Raw genomic sequence first — 20,860 nt, forward strand, 5'->3', positions numbered from 1 at the left:
TCAGATTCATATTCACGCTCTCTATTACAACCATCAGAAAAGGGAACAACTAATTAGACCGCGTCACGACGCAAGAGCAAATGAATGTGCTTGTGATTTCGGGTGAAGCTATCTATCCGCCTGATTCTGGTGGAAAACAAGTTGTTTTTACGTCTGTGAAGGGACTGGCTCAACGAGGTCATGATGTCACAGTCATGTCCGCAGCAGCTGGGCGTGATTCTATTCCAGAATTAGAATCGTATTGTAGGTGGGTTCCTGGAAGAGCCGAGCCTGAAAACTCCTATTTTGGTGCTTTGAAGAATCTACTCTCTCAAAAACCGTATCCCATAAAAAAATACAGCAGTGATGGGAACAAGAAACAACTTAAAAAAATAATAAATTCTGACGATATTGATATCGCACTTATCGAAGGCCTACACACCACACAATATGGGACATTATTGTCGGATAAATATAATATACCAGTAGTATACCGATCTCATAATATTGAAACAGACATTCTACGAGATGTAATGAAATCCACAGATAATCTTGCAAAAAAGATATATCTGTATATTCAAACAAGGAAAATGAAGAAATACGAATCAGAAACTGTACCTGAGTTTAATAAAGCCATAATGATCTCTGAAGAGGATCAAACTCGGATTCATCAGATGTGTCCTGACGTGAATTCTTCAGTTGTCCCACCTGGTATTGACATTGACTATTTCTCACGAACCACAGAAAAGGTAGATGATAACACAATCGTTTTTTTGGGTTCACTTGACTGGCCACCTAATGTAGATGGCTTTCGGTGGTTCTACTCAAATATATATCCAAAAATAAAAGAACAAATACCAAATGTATCCCTTCTCGTGGTGGGAAAAAATCCTCCCGAATCTATTCAGGAAATAAGTAATCAATCTGTAGAGATAACAGGATTTGTTGAAGATATTCGTCCCTATGTCGAAGCTGGTTCGGCTTTCGTCGCTCCAATAAGAATGGGTAGTGGTGTCCGGATTAAAGTTCTCAACGCAATGGCTCTAGGGCTCCCTGTGGTCTCGACCTCGCTAGGAGCACAAGGGATTGAATGCGAAAATGGCACGAATATTCAGATTGCCGATGAACCGGATGGATTTGCCTCTGCTACCGTTGAGATGATAAGAAACCCTGAAAAAGGGAAAGAGATCGGTGAAGGTGGCAGGAAGCTAGTTGAAGAAGTCTATAGCATACCACGGGTTGCAGAAAAATTAGAAAAGGAAATGATAGAGGTGGTTGAAAATGAAAATAGGAATTGATGCTTACTTTGCAACGAGTAGCCTAAGGGGTATGGGTCGTGTGATACTGGGATATTTAGAGGGACTTGCAGATATAGATGAAGAAAATGAGTATTATGTGTACGCCCCAAGCGACGGAGAGATAGACAAGATCCCGAATTCAGGAAATTTTAATATTAGATCGCTTAACACCAGTGTTTACCCACTGTACGAACAGATTTCACTTCCTCTTGCAGCATATCGGGATGATTTAGATATATTACACTGCCCTGCAAACACTACTCCATTACTGTTATTCGGTGATGCAAAACTGGTGCTTACTCTCCATGATGTAATCTTCCATAAGTCGTATTCTGAAATACCGAAATCTGATGAATTACACCAATCTCTAGGGCGTATATACCGGCGTTCAATTACAACTCTGATTCAAAATAAAGTGGACTATTGTATCACGGTATCAAATAACTCAAGATTGGACATTGAGAATGAACTCAACTTACAGGCTCCAATCCAGGTTATTTATCCTGGTATAGATGACATATTTTTCTCCACTCCAAACATTAGAGCCTATAATGAACTGACATCAAGACACTCCTTTGCGCAGCCATATATATTCCATCTTGGAGGATCAGCACCAAGCAAAAATACGCTGTCTGCAATAAAGGCATTTGAACGGTATACAAATGATAATGACGATAACAAAACAAGTCTCCTCATTCGTGGTGTCGAAAAAGATGCTGATAATAGGATAGTTCGATATGTAGAAAATTCTGACGTAAAAGAGCGGATACGGTTTTTGCCTTTTTTAACGGATGAAGAACTGCATAGCATTTATGCAAAGGCAGATGTCTTCATGTCTACGTCACTGTACGAAGGGTATGGTCTACCTCTAATCGAGGCTTTGGCCTCAGGAACGCCTGTTATTGGTCCAAATAGAGGATCAGTCCCCGAGATCGTCGGGGACAACGGAATACTTGTGGATCCAGAAAATGAGAGAGAAATAGCAGATGCTCTCAATGAGGCTTTATCCGTAAATAATGACGTAGATTATAGTATTGCGACATCAAATCACAGCCAAAGTTGGAATACAGTCGCCAAAGAGTTACTGTCGATTTATAACCGTGTAGTTGAAAAATGAATTATTCGTTCTGCATATTGTAAGAAAATGTTACGAATCTAAAGATGCTTACTTGGGTCATTTTTAAACACATCCTACAGGACCTTCCACACTCGGTACTTCCCAAACGAGTCGAGAGAGTGCTGCCTGAACGCCACAAAACAGTCACTTTCTGTATGATTAGACGGCCAGTCTCAGCTGCTACTGCGGTGTAGGTCGAGACAGTTCCAATCCACTGCTTTGGACAGGTGGTACCAACCGGATTTCGACAGCATCTGACGAAAGCTGTCGCTCACCCCCACTGAGCAGGCCGGGGGCTGACCATAGTGATTCAGGTCAGAGGTGGGAACAGGGATGGGAAATGAGGTGTAGAGAGCTTCTTCCTCTTGTTCTGCGAAAATTCAGATTCCCGATTCGCCATTTATGTGTGGGTGCTGAAAATAGGTCTCTTAGATTATCTACGCCGTGAATAGAACCACTGAGTGAGACCGTGACCACGCACTATCGCTCTATCTATCTCGACTGAGGTAGTAATTACTTTCTACGAGATAGTGTCGTTGCACATCTCTTCCAACCACGTACACCTGTTCTTGTCAGCCCATCCGAAGCACTCACCGAGCGAGATTGTACGGACGGTCAAAAGCATCACGGCGCGGGAGATGTGGGAACATCACGAACCGTTCTTGGAAGACTACCTTTGGGGTGGTGGGTTTTGGGAGGAATCGTACTACGTTGGGACGGCAGGCGATGTTTCGACCGACACGATTGAACAGTATATCGAGCGAACGGAACACGCTCAGCGGGGCTTACGGCCTTCACCCTCGGGGTCAAGCCCCGAGGCACTCGGCCTGCTCCGTCTGTAGAGTTCGTGCGGGGGAAGCGACTGGTCGGGGACATAGAACACGCCACTGTGTGAATCGGCCGGTAGTTGGACGAAGTCGTCGTCGCTGGTGACGATGAGACGGCTTTCTTCGACGGCGTACTGGCAAATCATAGTGTCGTCGACGCCTTCACCCAACTCGCTCACGTCGACTACACGTTCCACGTCATGACCTGCTTTGTCGAGTTTGTCAGCCAGCGGAGCCGCGATGTTTTCGTCAAGCAGAAACGACACCTGCATGACTACGATTCCGACAGATCCTCGGGACCGGTGATGATTCTTGGGTCGTCTTCTGCGGCTTCGTGAAGTTCCCGACGGCGTTCTTCGACCGCCCGCATCTCTTCGGGGTGGTCGTGATAGTACGCCAGTGCGTGGTAGACGTCCGCGGCGGTGAGGTCAAAGCGGTCTGCAACCGTCTGCGCGTCGAGACCGCGCTCTTCGACCAGCACGTGGATGTGGCTCACGGTGATTCGCCGGCCCCGAATGTGAGGCTCGTCGTGAATCTCTGACTCGTCACCTGAGACGACGGTATTCAACTGCTCTGACATAGTGTAAAGTAACATTGCAGTGGGCTTTAGTCTTTGCCGGCACGGGAAGTTATCGGTGGGTAGCTGACTCCCACAGCGCCTTGATGCGCTCCTCAATGCGGTCAAGGACAAGCTGGCACATATCACGATGGTCGGCCGGCCACTGGGCGTCCTCCGCGTCAATGCGGCTGGCGGCAGGTGGCGGATGGAAGTGCTCCCGCGAGTTGCGTGCGTTCGGATGCCGATCCCACCGGCACAGCCACGTGTTGTCTTCGTGCGCTTCTTGATAGTGGAAAATAGCAGCGGCCCAACCTACGGTGGATTAGTGGCGTTGTTGAGCGGGGCGACACTCCTGGTATCGTAGCCAGCCCGCCACAACTGATGGACGGCACGGGCGACGAGGACGAGTTCCGTCACGCTGATACAAGACTTGCCGACGTCGCCGTCATCGCTCGACGCGTGTGGCGGCGGGTGGTAGTGGGCGTCGCTGTCGGGCTCGGTGTACTCGTGCGGATGGATATCCCACCGAAGATTCCGTCCCACGTCGTCGCTGTAGTGAACGTTGTAATCACTCTGTACCGACCACCGGACAGTGATGGTCGCACTCGTCGCTTCGCCGATACCGTCATCGAGTCGAAGACGCAGTTCGCTTGGACTCAGCGGATCGTCTAGCGATCCACTCGCGAGGGGTTCGAGACGCTCAAACTCGGTTCGAAAGTCGTGGAGCGCGCCGGCGTCGATAGCGCCCCGCAACGAGTGTGTTTCCGAGTCCTCCATCATGTCAGCCCATGACGCCTGCCGGGTCGCCGTGCTCCTCAGAGCCACTGTCTTTCCCGACGGCGTCGGTCGCGTCCGCGAGCGCGAGCGCGGCCCGTGCGAGCTTGAGGTTCCGACGTGCCGTCTGCCACTCTGTCACCGCCGCCGTGTCCAGCCCGGTGTCGGCGATGGCTGCGGCATATGGCGATTCCACCCCGGTCTCGTCCTCGAACTCGCGAACGGTTTCCCGAAGTTCCGTGACGCGTGCTGACAGCGTCTCGACGTCGACCGAATCGAGTATCTGCTGGGCGCGTTCGAGGACGACCGATCGGGGGGCACGTTTGTACCACGTTCCGCGCTTGTCTGCGGGGGAAACTGCCTCGACGAATCCGTCCTCGGTGAGGGCCTCCAGATGCTTCCGTGCGGTCGTCTCAGAGATCAGCGCGCGCTCAGCGATGGTGGCGACCGACTGGGTGTCGTACGTCCGTTTCATTACGGTTCGAACCCGCTCGCCGGGACTCGTGTCCGCCTTCCACTCCTCGATGACGCGCTCGTTCACCTCAGCGGGGTCGTCGGTCATACGTAACATAATGGATACAAGTATATTAATCTAAGGAACATTATTCTTGTCTTGACTGCTGTAGGACACTCTCGCAGCTGTGCGAGATTCCTCACACCACGCTTTCTTCGCCTAGCACAACTCGTCCACATCAGTGGACGCACCAAAGCACTTGTATACCTTGCAAACAATGTAAACAGTATGGGAACGATCTCTGCACGAGTACCCGACGAGTTAGAAGCCGAACTCGACGCGTATCTCGATGAGGAGAACCTCGACCGGAGTACAGCCGTTCGAAAACTCCTCTCGGAGGGGCTCGACGAGTGGCGTCGCGAACAGGCCCTCGACCAGCTTGCAGCCGGGTCCATCACGTTCAGCAGGGCGGCTGAAATGGCAGGACTGTCTGTCTGGGACTTTGCTCAACTCGCCAAGGAGCGCGATATCACCTGGGTCGCAGACGATCATCTCGACGCCGATCTCGAGGCACTGTGAATGTGGGTCTTCGACGCGACACCGCTTATTTATTTCGGGAAAGTTAGCCAGCTCTCACTCGTCGAACAGGTTGCGGAACCATGTGTCCTCCCCGAACGCGTCTATAAAGAAGTCGTTACCACCGGCCTCGAATCGGGTTATCCGGATGCCCGTCGGATCGAACGTAGCGTCGAAGCCAACAGGTTTGAGGTTATCTCGGTTGGGGCAACCCCACTCTACTCGCGGCTCCACGGAAATAGCAATCTTAGTGACGCTGACGCCGCTGTTCTCGCCTGCGCTGACGACCACAATGGTGTTGCCGTAATAGATGAGACGTACGGGCGAGACGTTGCAGCCGCCGAGGGGATCACCACACGGGGCACAGCATTTCTCGTCCTGAAATGCACGAAACAGGGCGCGATTAGCAGCGACGATGCACGCACCATCATCGATGCGATGATCGACGAGGGGTGGTACTGTGCGCCTGCTGTCTACACAAAGATTCTACAGAAACTGGAGACCCTCTCCGACTGATGTTGTGGAGGGCACAGGAGTAACCCCTCATCGGCACTGCGATGCGTCGCCTCTTGAGACAAGGGCCGTCTTAATCACAATGGTGACGATAGCACGATCAGTGACAAACAGGTGAATCGAGACGCGTTCCGATTCCACCGAAACAGGGGCGCTCCAAACAAGCACTTCGGTGCGAACGACCGCAAAAAGTGGCGGAGTCATTTTCGACCCGCTAATAAGTCAAGAACAGACGAAAGGGAAACTCTCACTCCCCCGCAAAACCGGAGGCCGATTCAGTAGGTCGTGATATCGACGTCGGTGACGGGCGCTCGTCCGACCGGCCGCCAGCGATGGCCGGTCCACTCTTCCTCAAGGCGCCACCAGCCGGGGCCATCATCGCGGTCGACGAACCGAATCCGCCGGCGGGCGGCGTTGGCTGGGGCATATTCGATGCTTACTGTTTCCGGGTCGAGATCCGGGTCAACACCGCGGCGTGCTGTCGTCGTGTCTGTGTCCTCACCGCTCTCGTTTGACACACTGTCCGACTCGTCGCCGGCAGCGTCCTCGGAGTCCGCCGCTGTCGACACGTCCTCGGAACTGCGTGACTCGTCGCCAGCATCCGTCGGCTCGGGTTCGTGGCGACGATACTTCACGCTCTTTGGGGTGCCCTCCGCATCACCGAAGCAGTACTCGGCTTGGGCGCTGGTCAGCCGTGGACCCTCGTAGTACTCCTTGTAGTGGGCGTTCCAGGCGTTGCGGTGTTCGATCGGGAGTTGGCGATGCCACTGCCGGTAGGGTGGCTGATACTTTGTGGACATGGACATGACAGCTTTGACACAGTGGGATCACGTTCGCGACGCGATCGTCGGTGTCGTCGCCGTTGATGTGGTGCAAGGAGAGCTTGTTCTGGCGTCGTTCGCCCTCGGTGGTGTTGCGCCACCCTTCAGGCGACCGGCCACAGATGAGACACTCCTCGCCCCATGCATCGCGGACCGCCTGCCGGAGGTCATCATCGCTCATTGTGACGGACTCCCATGGTTAGCTCGCCGTCCAGCACCGTAGCGGTGGATCCCGCTTTCCGGCTGGCCGTCCAGTTGCAGACGTTGGTTGTATCGAGTCAATACGACTGTCCGTATCACACCTGTGACTGCCCGCCACATCGACCGTGAGACGGTCGAACCGGCGGAAGCCACACCTGTTGGGTTGGTTGTTATCATCGCCATAGTTCCGAGAGGGGCCGGTGCGGGTAACTCCCTTCACCGAGTCCCTCTCACCCACATCGAGGGGTACAAACAGATCCGGTGGCAAACCACACAGCAGGTTATATATTAGAATCCCAGCAAAAGAATCCCCCTATCTCGAGTTAGCTCCTGCATAGGCAGGCTGTGGGGACCTGCTATTCTGAGTTCGACTGGCTCACGTGCTATGGATTTCGATGTGCAGCCACACCTTGAATGACAACATCTCGGCTGCCGGCGGGATTCACATATTTTCGGGACAGGAAGACTCAAGAACTCAGCACTGAGTCAGCAAGTTGCTGTCGGCTCAACTGGATCGGTAAGATCAACACACAGAACGGCCGCATCGGGCCACCATTCGGCAACGTACCGCGTCGTGGTCGTGTGATGATACTTGTGTTGCTGGAGGAACCGTCGACAACTCACTTCACCGGTATACCCTGTGTCATCGATCTTGTAGGCGCGGTCTGTAATCTCACCAGATAAGTTCTCAGCAGGAGTGTCGATCGGTCGTACAAAAATGAGATCCAAATCGCGATGCGTCCCGAGGCGGACGTAGTCAGCTGTAGTAAAATGTGGTTGATAAACACCTGAATTCAACCGTAGCTCGTCGTCCTGAGAGATGGTAACCGTTTCAGCGGTCGGTGCTCCGGAGGGGCTTTGCTCAATCATTGGGTTGTGGTCGGTCCCAAATATTGGCTTGAACGTCGTTGCTACGCGTCATTCTCTGGTTTGGCTCCCGATTCAATCTCACTCCGATCGTCAAGCCCATGAATTAGCGGCTCCCGGAGAACATCTTCAGCAGCAATGTTCCACCCCTCAGGAAACGCCGGCTTGGTGTCGAGTCCAGGCAGGTCCGGGGAGACGAGCCCGCGTGGATAGCGGAATGAAACACCGGGATAGCTATACTCAGTCGATCACATCGGGTTAGAGTAAGCGTCTGCTTGGAGAGGATGTGCAGTCAACCCAAGCAGACAGCGAGATAGAGGAAGAGCACCTGCTTAATTTTGTCGTCAACAGTCTCGAAGAGGAGCTCACGGTAGACCTCGACGAGAACGTAGAGGTCACGACAGAGACATTGTGCGAGGTCCTCGCCGGCGCCAGCGCCGGCGGGACCTCAATCAACCACGTCTGCGAAACGACTGACGACTCACCGCACGCCAATACCGTGCGTGGACATCTTACCGATCAGTTTGAGCTTGATTCGGTTGAGGCGGTTGGAGACACACTGTTACAACGAGATGCGCTTGCGACACTGCCAGATCGACCGGTGGAGGTCTGCGCAGACCTCCACCTCGATCCCTACTACGGTGATGAGGACGAAACTGAGGCTCTGTACTCCTCACAGGCCAAGCGTGGAACAACGACGTTTCACGCCTATGCGACGCTCTACGTGCGCGTACGCAACAAGCGGTACACGCTGGCGGTTCGCCAGCTCGTCGCTGGCGAAACCACCAGCGATGTCCTCGCCGAGTTCCTGGAACTCCTTGACGGCCTTGACCTCGGCGTCAAGGCCGTCTACCTTGATCGGGGTTTCTACAACAGCACCTGTCTCAAGCTGCTGTACGCGCACAATTACGCCTATGTGATGCCGATCGTCAAGTGGGGTGAGACGATTCAAAACAAACTCAGCGAAGGCTGGAGCCGCGAGATCGAACACGATCTCGCTGGCGAGGTGGAGTTCCCTGTGTTCATCGACTGCGTGTACCAGCAGGGACGGTACGACGAACACGGGGTGGCGCGTCACGGCTACGCCGCTGACGCGCCCTTTATCGACACGCCACGAGATGCACGAGAGCACTACAGCAAGCGCTTCGGCATCGAATCAAGCTACCGATTAGCCAAGCAGAGCCTCGCTTTCACTAGTTCTCAGGATGCTGGACTGCGGTTGGTAATGTTTGTAGTGAGCCTACTGCTTCAGAACAGTTGGCGATATCTCCACTGGAGGTACGTGGCGGCGCCCCGCCGTGGGGGCCGCCGCCTCTTGCAGTGGTCGTTCACGGAGTTTTGCGAAATGACGCTCCGCGCAGCTTGGACAGCACTTGGTGTCCGCAGGACTGTTCCAGCGAACCAGCCACTTGACGACCGGTTCTTCCGGTAGCTGTCCATCTGTCCGGACAGCGGTCGTCAGTGGTGACACTGTCGCGTCGGCGGCAGTCCGCCGCCGACAGCGACGGTCCATCCCGAAAATCATGCTCACTAGCGGTTCGAAGATGCTCCACAGCTAGTTCGGTTTGGTTCACCGTCATCAAACGGGGTTACGCGGCTGTCGATGTGATCGACTGATACTCCATTCCTAACTCCGTTGAAATTCGCTTCCGTGCGTAGTAATCCTTTCTGTACTCCCCGAAGATGTGGTTTCCAGGGTGATCGTGCGTGCTGAGTTGCTCGATCCAGTCTTTGATAAACGGCCGGCACTCGCGTTCGAGTATCGGATCGTCGTTCTCGTGTTCAACGAGGAACGTTTCGAACGCTTGCTGATGGCTCTGTTCGTTCCGTGTGGACGCTTGTTCGACATCCCAGTGGGCGGTCATGTCCTGTTGAACGAGTTCTTGTGCCTCTGGATCATAGCAGTAAAGCGCCTCAACGAACTGAATATAGCTCAGATCAACGGGCCGATGACACGGGCGTAGTTTCGTGTTCTCGATGCCCGATTCCTCACTGCAAGTCTGTACCGGCTTCCCGTACTTGTTCTCGACAACGTAGTGGTCGCCATCCTCGTAATATCGTGGGACGTTGAACTCGAACGCCTCGAAGGGCTCCGTTGCGTCTCCCCGTGCAAGGATTTCGCCGTCATGGATGAGGAGATACTCGCTGTCACAGGTGAGCCACCATTTGGCTTCAGCGACCCCGTCGGGCAACAGCATTGTCTTCCCGTTGACGACGATTTCCCCTGTGCAGTTATGTACTCGTGTTTTGATTGGGTCTCGCTTCTTCATCGGGACAGCCAGACTGTTGAGTGCCCAGTTTCCAAGAGTATCGAGTGATTCGGTACGGCCGTTTTCATCCGTTTGGGGTACCATCACAGTAATTGTTTTGTAGCCCCAGACCGCCTGGCGGATGAGATTCGTGTAGAAACTCCCGGCCTTAGATCGCGTTCGATACTCAACTTCGACAGCGAAGATTTCGCCGTCGTCACGACGTACCCAGAGGTCCGGACGCGATCCGGTGTCTTGCGTGACGATAACCACATCGTACCCCTCGGCTTCGAAGGCGACAGCGACGTTCTTGATCGCTGTCCAGTGGTATTCTGTACCGTCATTGGCGGTTGTTGGCTCCTGATCGAACGCTGTGTCTTCGACCGGTGCATCAACGCTGATCGTCACTTCATCTGGGAGAACCTCGTCGGGGTCGATCCCGACTTCGTCGATGTCAGGGCCAGTCGCTTGTGGGGCCTTCTGCCATGGGTCAACGCCCGGATCCACGGTGCCAAGTCCGACGTAGTGTTCGAGATCAATCTCACGAGCGAGAAGACTCGTGTACGCACAGCGATTTTCAAGCACATCTGAGGCCCCATACTGTCCCCGCCGCATCTGATCGAATTCTGCTTTGCCAGTAATAAGCGATTGGCCCGTACTGAAATGGGGTAGTTCGCTGTCACGGGCGGGCATCACTACCTCCTGATCAAGCCACGAGACGTTATACCCGTCATCGATAACGGCGAGACTCGATGAGACTCCGAGGTTTGCAAACGAGTCGGCGGGGTCACACTTTCGGCCGAATCGAAGACAGTCGGCGTACTCACTCTCGGTGCTGATCTTGTATTCTGGATTAAACAGGAAGATCCGAACGGTGACTTGGTACTCGTTGCTCTCCGGGAGCTGGCTTGACCGGCGATACAGCGCGTGATAGAGGAACGGTTCACCGGCGAGAGACTCAAAAAGGGCGTTTGCGTCCGCATCGGCGACTTTCTCACGACCTGCTGGCTTCTGATTCTGATTTTCCATCACGAGCCGTGTTCCGAGTGCCGGTGACGAGCCGAAGGCTCCCATCGGCAATACACCAGTACGGATCTTAAGTGATTCCGGGAGTTCGGCCTTCAGTTTCTGATATGTTGTGTGTAGCGGTTCTGGGAGTGAGTCGATGTCGCTCGAGAAATCTGTAGTTTTGCGCTGAACCGACGATTGTCGGGACGGTGTATACGCTCTGAAAGCGAACATCATCCCATCAGCGACTGGCCACCCAAACTCCTCGACTTCGTCAAAGGTGAGTTCGGCGTCATCAAAGAGATCAGAAAGCACCGTCGAACCGCACTCTGGACCGGAATTGAATGTCTCACTCATTGATGCGGGTACTTTGACGAACACGACTTCTGTGCGGTCGTACTCGGGCGCTTCATGCTTTGATGGTTGGATGCTAATACTGTGATGATAGGACGGTGATTGGCCCTCCGAGTCGGACTCTGTCTCCGACTGTGACTCTGTTTGGGTCGTTGCCATTGTGGTGGGTTCAGTGATTCGAGGCTGGTTGGTCGTTGGCTGGCGTTTCAGCGAGAGGCACTGAACTTTATGATGGGGCGTGATCAGTCAGTGCCAGCCGCTGGTCTTGCTGAGTCTCAGGTGGCAGTATTGAGTGGCTACTTGCGCAGCGTTAGTCGCCTGACGGCGACGGTGGGACGGCCCAAGCACGGCCACGGAGCTCTCGCTGACCGTCGACGGCTGTGCGCTGGATCGTGACGCTGTCTTCAGCAGTCAGTGCCTTGTTTAGCGCCGTTTTGTAGGGCTTGAACCCGCTCTCAGCTTGGAGCTGGTGAGTACACACCGCTGTGAACTCGTCGTAGCCAATCGTTGCTGTCGGGGACTCGACTGTCCGCTGGGCCAGCATTCGGCTGACGGTCGCGGTGACCTGCTGGAATCTAGCTCGGTCGTCGCGGGCGTCTTCTTGCGACAGTTCCTTCACCGGCGTTACCCCATCGCCGGACACGTCCGGGAGCGCGTACACAGTACTCTGTGTGAGCGGCGCTGTCGACGGGACGGTGAGGGGGAGTCCGACTGGATGCCAGGTGGTCGGCCGCGGGGTCGTCTGGTGGTCTTTGAGCGGTGTAATGGCTGGATGTGCCTGCTCCCCGGCCTGGCGCTGGATGTCGGTCCAGACGCTGTCTTCGAGTGTAACGGTGTCTTCTTCGAGGTCGTAGGTGGCCAGGATGCCATCTTCGTGTCGTAACTCGCAGACGCGAGCACGATCTGTGTCAGCGCCAGTGCCACGGACCCACCAGGCCGGCGCGGTGGTGTCGGCTGCGGTGACGACTGCCGCGCCGTCGTGTTTGAGGACCTGCGTCCGGTTATAGAACCGGATGCCGTCGCCAGTCCACTCCCTAACGGGAGCTTGCAGCCACTGGTAGATGCGGGTCCCGGTCACTTCGTCAGGGGTGACGATTATGTGGGCCCTGTCGCGTTGTGTGGCGTTATACGCTGCCTGTATCGCCGGCTCAGGTTTGTTCCCCGCGTTGATGACAGTCACATCTGCCGGCTCATCATCAAGATAACAGTGAAACTGGACGGCTGAGTGGCTGTCCGTACGCGCATCCCGTACGTGAGTAATGCGCGGTGTTGCCGCTAAGGCGTCGGCCACGTCGGTCGATATCGCCGAATGTGTATTGTGCTTGCTCATTGTTTCGTGGGGTCGACCCCCTACGAACACCATCGATAGGGGATGTAAAAATCGCTGTTAGAGTCAGTGGTCTGTCGAACAATGATAAAAATACATTTGCTATAGTTTGTAATAAAACTCAATGATTGCGGGATTTTCATTCTGCGGTGGGTTCTTGTACTGTTCTTGTACTGTTCTCGTACTGTTCTTGTACTGTTCTTGGACCAGATCTTCGAGCATTCTTCAGTGGGAAAGGAGGGATTCAGAAGCTAGTCTTTCCCATGGGTTGTGGGTTCAGCGGCCGGTTTCGGTTGTGAAGCTGTGGGTTTCTCGTCGAGTTTTGTCTGTGCTCAAGCGTGTACTGTCCTCAGGATGAACGTCGGTAGGTTTTGCGATAGACTCCTCTTCGTGTTCGCCAAGCAATCCACTGCGAGTTATCTGTGGGTGTCTCGACGCGGCTCTGCAGTGTCGCTGCTTTCATGGCGGCGCCCCCTGGAGAGTACAGAATGTTTGTAGCAGCGTTTGCAGCGAGTGCTTGAGTGTGTTTAGGTCGTGCCTCGCTCCTTGCTGGCTAACTGGTGACGTTTGGGTGCTTTACCCCAGTTCAATCCCTGAGGTGCTTCAGGACGTGTAGTCGCAACCACTACGCATGATCGTGATCGCGGTGTGTGTCCGACGACCTTGCGATAGTCTTCGCACAGTCTCAGCCGATCGTTGGCTGGGCTCGCAACTGACTGGTGTCCTAGCGCTGTCCGTTTCTGTCCTTGATTGCGGATGGTCTCGCGCTGGCTGTTGTCTGCTGGGACTGAACGTGTCGCATAGACGTATCATGGCGTCGGGACACGGACACGTTGCTTTGGGCTTGGCTCTGTCATGGTTGAGTCCGTCCTCGATACTGCTAGCATGAGTGTCTGTGCTGAACTACCTTTGTGAAGCGGCGGAGCACGTGAGTTCTGCTGTGGTGTTGCTGGTGTGTAGGGAATGCTGGATTGTTGGAGAGCGTGTGATCGTGGCTTGCGAGAGTCATGCTGATTGTGCGTTGAGTCTTCGCTGTTTGTGTAGTTAGTCTTCGTTGAGTTTTCGCTGTTTCTGTAGTCAGTCTTCGTTGAGTTTTCGCTGTTTCTGTAGTCAGTCTTCGTTGAGTTTTCGCTGTTTCTGTAGTCAGTTCTCGTTGAGTTTTCGCTGTTTCTGTAGTCAGTTCTCGTTGAGTTTTCGCTGTTTCTGTAGTTAGTCTTCGTTGAGTTTTCGCTGTTTCTGTAGTCAGTTCTCGTTGAGTTTTCGCTGTTTCTGTAGTCAGTTCTCGTTGAGTTTTCGCTGTTTCTGTAGTTAGTCTTCGTTGAGTTTTCGCTGTTTCTGTAGTCAGTCTTCGTTGAGTCTTCGCTGCGTGTGTGGCTGTCCCTTGTGGAGTAGCGTTGGCCGTTCGATGAAACTGTGACCAGGCCCCAATAGAGTAGCAAAGCCATCTCGAGAGTGTGCTTGCACAGTGCTGAAAGTACACCGCGTGGTTGGTGACACGACGATGGGTCTGCTGGTGGCTTCGTGAGACACTCATCTGGCGGTGTGGCGTGTAACCGCCGCTTACCGCGGGCGGGAAGACATGAACCGACCGCTGGCTCGAGCCAGATCGTCAAACCAGACCATATTTTGACCGGTACTGGACGACTCTCTGGCGACTAAAAGCCAGCTGTGTGGCATGGTGGAAGGCACCGACAGAGCTGTGAGGGACCGACCGGCACAATCGCAAGACGGCAGCGACTGCAAGGCACCCACCACCGACTGATATAATACTAATATGCATGTCTCGTTGGTAGGTACACGGGTGACTAACACAAACACCCCAGGGGGGACCCGAGAGCAAGGACAACCGGGCCGATCTCAGCGCCAGCCAGGAGGCCCCGACACGGATACGCTCCCCCCAATTTCAAAACAGCATTCCGCTATAGAGACGGTCCCAGCAGACACCCCAGCGATGACATCACTATCAACGGTCGCAGACACCAGCCGATATCAGCCCCCAACTAGCCGATCGCAATCAAGCGCCAGTCGACCGACGGTCAACACAGCAGTGCAGGTCTGTCCCACCAGAGACAGCGCAGTTGCGACGGCGGCAAACGAACGCAGCCATTCGCACCCGACGACATCCAGGCCGTTCTCAGGGAAGTCGTCACACCACGCAAATGGAGCCACCCACATCCGACCTACCACTCCACTTGACACCACCTCCCCTCCTCCCTGTATGAGTCCCCACTCCGCTGTCGCCCGGAACCCAAAACTGCTGTCGACCTCCCTCGGATAGACACGGGCCAGTCTGGCCAGTAGCTTCGGCGCACGTTCATCGCCGCTGTAGTTACCGTGTGAGACGTTCACAAAAAGGAACCATTCGGCAGCGTCGATGTAGTCGCCAGTCCCAAGGCGAGTGAGCGATGGACCCGACACAGGTGCACGCAATTCCAAATCCATCGTGCCATCCGGAGACGAACGAAGCGTACCCTGTGTCCCACTGGGTCGCGGTGGAAACGGATGCTTCGCGACCAGTCCTGTTCTCGCGGTCGGGGTGGCTCAACCGACTCCGATCGCGAGGGATGGGGGCGGGGCAACTGTCACCGCTCGTGTCTCCAACTCGGATCGAAGGACTGGCAACGCCGATCGAATCTCGGTCGTGAGCGATCTACCATGTGACTCGCTGTCATCTCCTGCGACCATCAGATACACTGCTGTTTGCATCCGGTTCCGTTACTCGTGTTGGCTCAGCTATGCCAATGGCCAAACCCCCGTGACCGAATCGTTGCCTCTCTGGGCCATCGGCAGAAAACTGTTTGATAGTTTATCTTTCAATCGAGAATACTGTTATCAAGAGAAAACTGTTGGGAATTTTTGCCGTGTCGGTTTTTGATGGCTTGGCTCGACCGAGTCGTACTGAGGCCAGGTCTAAGTTAACAACGCTTCAGTGTGGTGACTACTCAGCTATGACCCAGCCCGCTTTGTGCCGACTCGACTGCCCGTCGTAGGGATGCCGCCGTGTGCTGTCTACTGGGATCTTTTCATCCCATTCAACTGCTTCGAGGACTTCCTGTTGGTCTACGCTTTCGCGGGCTGGCGGCCGATACGTGAGTCCCATTTCTTCGAGTTTCCGGGGCAAATATGCAGCCGCGTACTCGACGTCAAACTCGGTTTGAAGAATCGACTCGACTGTCTCTGTCGAGACCGGCTGTTGGCTGGCAATCCGCCCGAGGAACGCTTCCTGCTCTGACTCCGAGAGTTTTGGTGGCCGCCCACCCCCGTAATCAGGGAGCAAGGCGTCGAGACCGCCATCGTTCCACCGGTGTAGCCAGCGATACCCGGTTGATTCCGAGCGGCCCTCCCGAACAATCGCTTCTGTAACCGAATCCCCCCGATACAGATTCTTGATAAATCCCAGTCGCCGGGCGCGTTTACCGCTATCGGCCGCTTTCAGTTGGTGGTCTAACTCCGCTTCGGAGAGCCAGCGTTTTACCGATACTGCATCGCACATTGGCATGATACTATTCTCAATCCTTTTCTAAAATCTGTTGTCTCGGGATGGGGTATTATCTGACTGTTTTACCCGTCGTTGAGTCGTTTTGTTATCGGCCGTTGAGACGGGTTGGTCCCTTGCAACCGCTTCGAATCTGGGTTCGCCGGCGGCCGCTATGTTCTGGGTTCCCCTAGGTGGGTGGGGATTTCCGACCGACTCTTGGGTCCCTCCTGCATCAGTATTCACATGCCATCGGCAGAGTAGTACGGTGGGAGTATTAGTATTATGGCTCTTACATAACTCAGCGAAACACGTTGACGACGAAGCAGTCAAGAAGGCCGTGTAGTGGTGCTCCAGCGAGGTTTAACGTCCGTACGAACCCGTAGGTTCGGACGGACTGCTCCAATCCAGGCTTGGAGAGGCCGCGGAACTTCTGTAGCCATGGATTCACTAGCGACCAGAGGCATTCGACTTGGTTGATGTGGACGCCGTCATCAGTGACAAATTCTTCGGAGTGAACAACGGTCTGCTCGTTCTTGTAGACGAGTGGCGCGTACCCGCGCCACCCGTCGTGCCAGACCTCATCCAGTTTCCCTGAGAGAATCTCTACCTCATCAAGTGCTGGTTTGAGTTCTTCCGGTTGAGCACCTGGCTCGGCGCGAATTACACGAAGTACATCACGACAGGCACCGATCAGCGTCATGGTATCGCCAGGTGCTCCTTCCCACCGTGATCGCCCCCCTTCCCCAGAGCCGCCGCGGGAAAGCCCATCCCGCGGCGGCGTCTGTCCCTTGTAACCAGAGCACTTGTGGCCGGTTTCGTCGATCTGAGTTGGGCCGTCGATAGCGTGTTGGATGCGCTCCCAGACGAGGTAGAAGCCGCGCTGGAAGGCGGCTTCTACCTCTCGAATCGTGGAATGAACCGTGTCGTAGACCGCTTCGAAGAGCTGGGTGATTTGGTGGATGCTGAGAAGTGTGTCGGCATAGAGGACGAACGCAATGACGATTTCGCCAGGAGAGAGAGTGCGGCCTTCGAAGGGCGTGTTGCGGGTGTAGGAGAAGACATAGCGGCAGTTGGTGCACCAGACCCGGGGACTGCCGTCCCCGGACTGGATGGCGGTTTCACCACACTCCGGGCAAGGAGCTTGTTCCCATGCCTGCTTACAGCGCCGCTCGATTTCCTCATCGAGCGGCTCTGGGCGCAACACTATTGACGTGAGCTCAACAATATCCTGTAGCATCCCGCCGAAGGCTGTTTGATTGTACATAGCAACTAGCCTACGGCGGGATGCTGTAATTCTCGGGGTACTGTTTCACTCAGTTCGGTAAGAGCCCAACTCGAAACGGGACAGGCTGCGGGGTATCTTCGGCGGTGGTTGCCGTCGATCGTAACCTTCGCTGAGGCGGCCATCGAGGGGTTCGAGGTGCCGTGGACCTCGAACCCCATCGAACGACTGATGGGCGAAGTCAGCAAACGGTGCAAGAACCAGTGGATGCGCTGGACAAAAGAGGGATTAGAGGCGATACTCCAACTTCGGCTGGTGAAATACGCTGATCCGGAGTACTACCAATCGTTCCTTGATGAACTGCTCCAGCGATCCACCAAAACAGCAATGAGCTATGACCTCTCAATTGAGAGTACCAGAGGCAAACTCTAGACCGCTTTGCGACACGACCAAACAACTGGATTGAGAAGTTTGTCCCGGATGTGCAAACGTTACGCTGACCACTCTCGTGGCGGCCGTCGATTTCACGCACGTCCCCTACCACGTCTGGCCGTGGATCGATAAGGACGAGCAGATCCCGAAGTCGACGTACCCGCCGATGGTAAGCGGGTACGTCGACGACGGTGAATTGAAGCACGGCTACACGTTCGCGACGATCACAATCGTCGGGAACGATGTTCCGATCATTTTGGGGATTGAAGGCGTCAAGGAACACTCAGACTGGGAGCCAGCTGAGACGCCCGCTGACTCGAAAGCAGACGTCGTTACGCGTCTGCTTTCGAGAGCCCAGCAGTACGTCGATCTGGACGAAGTGCTACTGGATCGTGGCTTCTACGCCAGAAACGTCCGTGCAGAGATCAACAGTCGTGGACTGTTGTACACGATGCCAGTGGGGAAATACGAGTCAGATTACAAGGCAATCAAGCGCATCAAGAGCAAACATGGGGTAGACGCCGCTGTCAACCACGACGTCCCCGTCGGAATAGACGGGGACGTCGACCATACCGCAGAATATCTATACGTTCCAGCCACCAGTGACGACGCTGACGGTGAGTATGCCGTGTTCGTGACTAACCGCGATCACGTCAATCCCGACGAGATCGCTCACGTGATGAACAGCTACAGCCGCCGCTGGGATATCGAAAACCAGTACAAGTCGGTGCAGTCATACCTTCCAAAGACCTCCTCAACAGACTACCGAGTGCGGTTGTTCAACTTCACGTTCGCAGCATTGCTGTACAATCTGTGGCGACTCACCGACTTTCTGGTGAAAGTCGGTATGGAACGAGAAATCAGATCGCCGCCAGTCGTGACCGCCAGGACGTTCGTCCGGGCGGTCGGTAACTCTCTCCGGAAAGCCGGATGAGAGAGTGATTCAACACGTGTCACTCGCCTGCGGCAAGCCGCAGGACTCTCGGTCTGAGCACGATATCGGTTGTTCACTCCCACTTGCTCCATGACTTCCCGCTAATCGCCGGCCAATGCACAGTATCGCCGTGAAAACATCTCAAACTCAGTCTGATTCGACCGTTATTCGTTTGTAGACGCTCTACATCCCGAAAACGTGGTGTATGTTCTTTTTGTTTGGTGACTACCGTCGCTTGAGCTCCTCGTTGATGAGCGCGCCGACCTCGACGACACCGTAGCGCTGTTGAACGACGATTTTCAGCACAATTCAAGCTGGAACTGACCTCAGAGACCGAACGATATGCGCTCCTCTTCTGGCCGATGCTTGGCGATAGAGTTGTTCGAGTAAATATTCTCTATACTACTAAAAATAATCAGATGTTTGGTTATTTAGTATGAATACTCCCAACTCGGTTTCTGATCTTAGTATACTGCTCAAACAAAATACTGGAATTGTCTATGAATTCAAAAATCGAATTTGCAATCCCTACACCGATAATGTACACTCCTACCCCCAATACTACAACGACTGAGGTACTAAATAAACCATTGTCATTCATTATCATATTTGCATTAATCAAGGCAAGCAGCATTATGGCTGATATTAGTGATAGGGCAATAGCCTCGTAGATTGGAAGCTGAATTTCAATGCTCTCCGGGACTATATAATATACATAAATCAAAACACACAATAAAGTGGCACATACAGAGATAACACCTCCAAATAGACCATATGGTGGTATCAGGATATAACATAATGTTGGTTGCAATATCACATTTAATATGACACTTCTTGCGCTCAAGTCGGGCCGCCCTATCGATGAAACTAAATTCTTCAGAGCATCTCCAACTCCTTCAAACAGTCTTGAAAGAATAAGGACAGAGAGCAGTATACTAATATTCTCAAAGGTAATGTCGAAAAATGATTCAAATATCATACTCCCCACAGCTATCGATCCGAATATCCCTGGAATAACGAAGAAGGTTCCGATGAATATAACATCCTTTATCAGATTTTCTATTTTACCGTAGGCGTTTGATGCCGACCATGAGCTCATTTTTGGAAATGAAACCTTCACGATGGATGTGTTTACCAAGAGAAATACGCTTGAAACACGCCATGCAATCTCATAAACACTAACCATAGAATTGGACAAAAACAGTCCTATGATTAAAATTGCAGACCTATCAACTATATATTGCTCTAAATAAGAGAACACATCATATTTCGCGAAGCTTGCCAAGTTTTCGAAATGAAATCTTTTCGGGATAGAAAATCCTGACTCTAAAAATATCGCACCAATTAATATCTGAAATATATTTGATGCGATTGATACCGTTACTAGGCTTAAAAATATCGGGTCTGACCAGGTTGCGAGAACAGCTCCGGATAACCATACTATGCTTTTAGCCAAAGACAATATTGGCAGTATCTCAGTACGCACTTCACCCTGTATACTGCTCCTCACGAACTGCGCGAGTTCGTTTGGTATTAGTGATACAACTATGAGAACAGAAACACTCCTGCCGACATACGAATTGATAAGGCCAGATGCCGACAGTATAAGCAGCGATGTAATAAATGAAAGTCCTATAATAGTTAGCAGGCCAGCAGAAAAAAATTCGTCAACGTCTTTCCCTTCGCTCATTCTCTTTATGATTGCACCCTGTATACCAAGATCTGCTAAAATGCTTCCACCAGAAAGAATGGCCTGATACAAAAAAAAGGCTCCAAGAATTTCTAATGAAATATTACTCGAAAGGTATGCTACTGTGCAAAATCTCAGCACATATGATACTCCGTCTCCAAAGGAAACAAATGACATAGT

At 53.3% G+C, this 20,860-nt stretch carries 17 protein-coding genes and 4 pseudogenes; 9 read left to right on the plus strand and 12 right to left on the minus strand.

The features are described 5' to 3' along the window. The first annotated feature begins 80 nt into the window (after window positions 1-80). The 3 genes and pseudogenes from BDK61_RS12365 to tnpA form a co-directional block, all read left to right on the plus strand. Window positions 81-1,277, plus strand: a complete 1,197-nt coding sequence (locus BDK61_RS12365) for a glycosyltransferase (protein WP_121303360.1) — start codon at window positions 81-83, stop codon at window positions 1,275-1,277. Continuing rightward, window positions 1,261-2,394, plus strand: a complete 1,134-nt coding sequence (locus tag BDK61_RS12370; RefSeq protein ID WP_121303361.1) for a glycosyltransferase family 4 protein — start codon at window positions 1,261-1,263, stop codon at window positions 2,392-2,394. The genes BDK61_RS12365 and BDK61_RS12370 overlap by 17 nt, the downstream gene beginning before the upstream one ends. 521 nt (window positions 2,395-2,915) lie before the next feature. Continuing rightward, window positions 2,916-3,167: pseudogene (tnpA, locus tag BDK61_RS12375) on the plus strand (IS200/IS605 family transposase); the annotation flags it as partial. A gap of 2 nt (window positions 3,168-3,169) precedes the next feature. Here the strand turns inward: tnpA and BDK61_RS12380 are convergent. The 5 genes and pseudogenes from BDK61_RS12380 to BDK61_RS12400 form a co-directional block, all read right to left on the minus strand. Further along, window positions 3,170-3,493 carry a DUF5615 family PIN-like protein gene (locus tag BDK61_RS12380; RefSeq protein ID WP_121303362.1) on the minus strand — a complete coding sequence of 108 codons (324 nt, stop codon included), beginning with the start codon at window positions 3,491-3,493 and terminating at the stop codon, window positions 3,170-3,172. Window positions 3,494-3,495: 2 nt separating this feature from the next. After that, a complete protein-coding gene (locus BDK61_RS12385) occupies window positions 3,496-3,801 on the minus strand; it encodes a DUF433 domain-containing protein (RefSeq protein ID WP_121303363.1) in 306 nt (101 codons plus the stop codon). Between the two features lie 49 nt (window positions 3,802-3,850). Further along, a pseudogene (locus tag BDK61_RS24340) lies at window positions 3,851-4,075 on the minus strand (hypothetical protein); the annotation flags it as partial. A gap of 17 nt (window positions 4,076-4,092) precedes the next feature. After that, entirely contained in the window at window positions 4,093-4,560 is a 468-nt protein-coding gene (locus BDK61_RS12395; RefSeq protein ID WP_244209781.1) for a hypothetical protein, read from the minus strand. 1 nt (window position 4,561) lies between these two features. Then, window positions 4,562-5,116: a DUF7342 family protein gene (locus tag BDK61_RS12400; RefSeq protein WP_121303364.1), complete on the minus strand. Its 555-nt coding sequence runs from the start codon at window positions 5,114-5,116 to the stop codon at window positions 4,562-4,564. A gap of 180 nt (window positions 5,117-5,296) precedes the next feature. Here BDK61_RS12400 and BDK61_RS12405 point away from each other — a divergent pair, with 180 nt between their 5' ends. Both BDK61_RS12405 and BDK61_RS12410 read left to right on the plus strand, forming a co-directional pair. Next, entirely contained in the window at window positions 5,297-5,587 is a 291-nt protein-coding gene (locus tag BDK61_RS12405; protein ID WP_049938892.1) for a UPF0175 family protein, read from the plus strand. Further along, window positions 5,588-6,100 carry a DUF3368 domain-containing protein gene (locus BDK61_RS12410; RefSeq protein ID WP_121303365.1) on the plus strand — a complete coding sequence of 171 codons (513 nt, stop codon included), beginning with the start codon at window positions 5,588-5,590 and terminating at the stop codon, window positions 6,098-6,100. Between the two features lie 272 nt (window positions 6,101-6,372). On the opposite strand, the gene BDK61_RS12415 is transcribed toward BDK61_RS12410, so the two are convergent. After that, entirely contained in the window at window positions 6,373-6,897 is a 525-nt protein-coding gene (locus BDK61_RS12415; protein WP_244209783.1) for an HNH endonuclease, read from the minus strand. Window positions 6,898-6,901: 4 nt separating this feature from the next. Here BDK61_RS12415 and BDK61_RS23855 point away from each other — a divergent pair, with 4 nt between their 5' ends. Further along, window positions 6,902-7,141: a hypothetical protein gene (locus tag BDK61_RS23855; RefSeq protein ID WP_244209784.1), complete on the plus strand. Its 240-nt coding sequence runs from the start codon at window positions 6,902-6,904 to the stop codon at window positions 7,139-7,141. Between the two features lie 464 nt (window positions 7,142-7,605). Here the strand turns inward: BDK61_RS23855 and BDK61_RS12420 are convergent, their stop codons facing one another. Continuing rightward, a complete protein-coding gene (locus BDK61_RS12420) occupies window positions 7,606-7,989 on the minus strand; it encodes a hypothetical protein (protein WP_121303366.1) in 384 nt (127 codons plus the stop codon). 283 nt (window positions 7,990-8,272) lie between these two features. Between BDK61_RS12420 and BDK61_RS12425 the strand changes: the two genes are divergently transcribed. Continuing rightward, complete coding sequence (locus BDK61_RS12425) at window positions 8,273-9,418, plus strand: ISH3 family transposase (RefSeq protein ID WP_121302321.1); 1,146 nt, start codon at window positions 8,273-8,275, stop codon at window positions 9,416-9,418. A gap of 157 nt (window positions 9,419-9,575) precedes the next feature. Here the strand turns inward: BDK61_RS12425 and BDK61_RS12435 are convergent, their stop codons facing one another. The 4 genes from BDK61_RS12435 to BDK61_RS12455 form a co-directional block, all read right to left on the minus strand. Further along, a complete protein-coding gene (locus BDK61_RS12435; protein ID WP_244209785.1) occupies window positions 9,576-11,309 on the minus strand; it encodes a hypothetical protein in 1,734 nt (577 codons plus the stop codon). A 598-nt stretch (window positions 11,310-11,907) separates the two neighbouring features. Further along, window positions 11,908-12,927, minus strand: coding sequence for a hypothetical protein (locus BDK61_RS12440; protein ID WP_121303367.1), 1,020 nt, complete (start codon window positions 12,925-12,927; stop codon window positions 11,908-11,910). A 2,935-nt stretch (window positions 12,928-15,862) separates the two neighbouring features. Further along, on the minus strand, window positions 15,863-16,423 hold the full coding sequence (locus BDK61_RS12450; protein ID WP_121303369.1) for a helix-turn-helix domain-containing protein: 561 nt from the start codon (window positions 16,421-16,423) through the stop codon (window positions 15,863-15,865). Window positions 16,424-16,700: 277 nt separating this feature from the next. Next, entirely contained in the window at window positions 16,701-17,666 is a 966-nt protein-coding gene (locus tag BDK61_RS12455) for an IS1595 family transposase (RefSeq protein ID WP_121302811.1), read from the minus strand. 81 nt (window positions 17,667-17,747) lie between these two features. On the opposite strand from BDK61_RS12455, the pseudogene BDK61_RS12460 reads away from it, so the two are divergent. After that, a pseudogene (locus BDK61_RS12460) lies at window positions 17,748-18,056 on the plus strand (ISH6 family transposase); the annotation flags it as partial. 73 nt (window positions 18,057-18,129) lie between these two features. Continuing rightward, window positions 18,130-18,990, plus strand: a pseudogene (locus BDK61_RS12465) (transposase); the annotation flags it as partial. Between the two features lie 427 nt (window positions 18,991-19,417). On the opposite strand, the gene BDK61_RS12470 reads toward BDK61_RS12465, so the two are convergent. Beyond that, the gene (locus tag BDK61_RS12470) at window positions 19,418-20,857 is read right to left on the minus strand and encodes an oligosaccharide flippase family protein (protein ID WP_167467380.1); all 1,440 of its coding nucleotides are present in this window, start codon (window positions 20,855-20,857) and stop codon (window positions 19,418-19,420) included. Between the last annotated feature and the right edge of the window lie 3 nt (window positions 20,858-20,860).

This window comes from Haloarcula quadrata, from assembly GCF_003634715.1.
Classification (GTDB): Archaea; Halobacteriota; Halobacteria; order Halobacteriales; family Haloarculaceae; genus Haloarcula; species Haloarcula marismortui.

Bases quoted from the DNA above. Each gene is read 5' to 3' on its own strand.
- BDK61_RS12365 (WP_121303360.1), top strand. From the start codon at position 81: ATGAATGTGCTTGTGATTTCGGGTGAAGCTATCTATCCGCCTGATTCT.
- BDK61_RS12370 (WP_121303361.1), top strand. From the start codon at position 1,261: ATGAAAATAGGAATTGATGCTTACTTTGCAACGAGTAGCCTAAGGGGT.
- BDK61_RS12380 (WP_121303362.1), bottom strand. From the start codon at position 3,493: ATGCAGGTGTCGTTTCTGCTTGACGAAAACATCGCGGCTCCGCTGGCT.
- BDK61_RS12385 (WP_121303363.1), bottom strand. From the start codon at position 3,801: ATGTCAGAGCAGTTGAATACCGTCGTCTCAGGTGACGAGTCAGAGATT.
- BDK61_RS12395 (WP_244209781.1), bottom strand. From the start codon at position 4,560: ATGATGGAGGACTCGGAAACACACTCGTTGCGGGGCGCTATCGACGCC.
- BDK61_RS12400 (WP_121303364.1), bottom strand. From the start codon at position 5,116: ATGACCGACGACCCCGCTGAGGTGAACGAGCGCGTCATCGAGGAGTGG.
- BDK61_RS12405 (WP_049938892.1), top strand. From the start codon at position 5,297: ATGGGAACGATCTCTGCACGAGTACCCGACGAGTTAGAAGCCGAACTC.
- BDK61_RS12410 (WP_121303365.1), top strand. From the start codon at position 5,588: ATGTGGGTCTTCGACGCGACACCGCTTATTTATTTCGGGAAAGTTAGC.
- BDK61_RS12415 (WP_244209783.1), bottom strand. From the start codon at position 6,897: ATGTCCACAAAGTATCAGCCACCCTACCGGCAGTGGCATCGCCAACTC.
- BDK61_RS23855 (WP_244209784.1), top strand. From the start codon at position 6,902: ATGACAGCTTTGACACAGTGGGATCACGTTCGCGACGCGATCGTCGGT.
- BDK61_RS12420 (WP_121303366.1), bottom strand. From the start codon at position 7,989: ATGATTGAGCAAAGCCCCTCCGGAGCACCGACCGCTGAAACGGTTACC.
- BDK61_RS12435 (WP_244209785.1), bottom strand. From the start codon at position 11,309: ATGGGAGCCTTCGGCTCGTCACCGGCACTCGGAACACGGCTCGTGATG.
- BDK61_RS12440 (WP_121303367.1), bottom strand. From the start codon at position 12,927: ATGAGCAAGCACAATACACATTCGGCGATATCGACCGACGTGGCCGAC.
- BDK61_RS12450 (WP_121303369.1), bottom strand. From the start codon at position 16,423: ATGCCAATGTGCGATGCAGTATCGGTAAAACGCTGGCTCTCCGAAGCG.
- BDK61_RS12455 (WP_121302811.1), bottom strand. From the start codon at position 17,666: ATGTACAATCAAACAGCCTTCGGCGGGATGCTACAGGATATTGTTGAG.
- BDK61_RS12470 (WP_167467380.1), bottom strand. From the start codon at position 20,857: ATGTCATTTGTTTCCTTTGGAGACGGAGTATCATATGTGCTGAGATTT.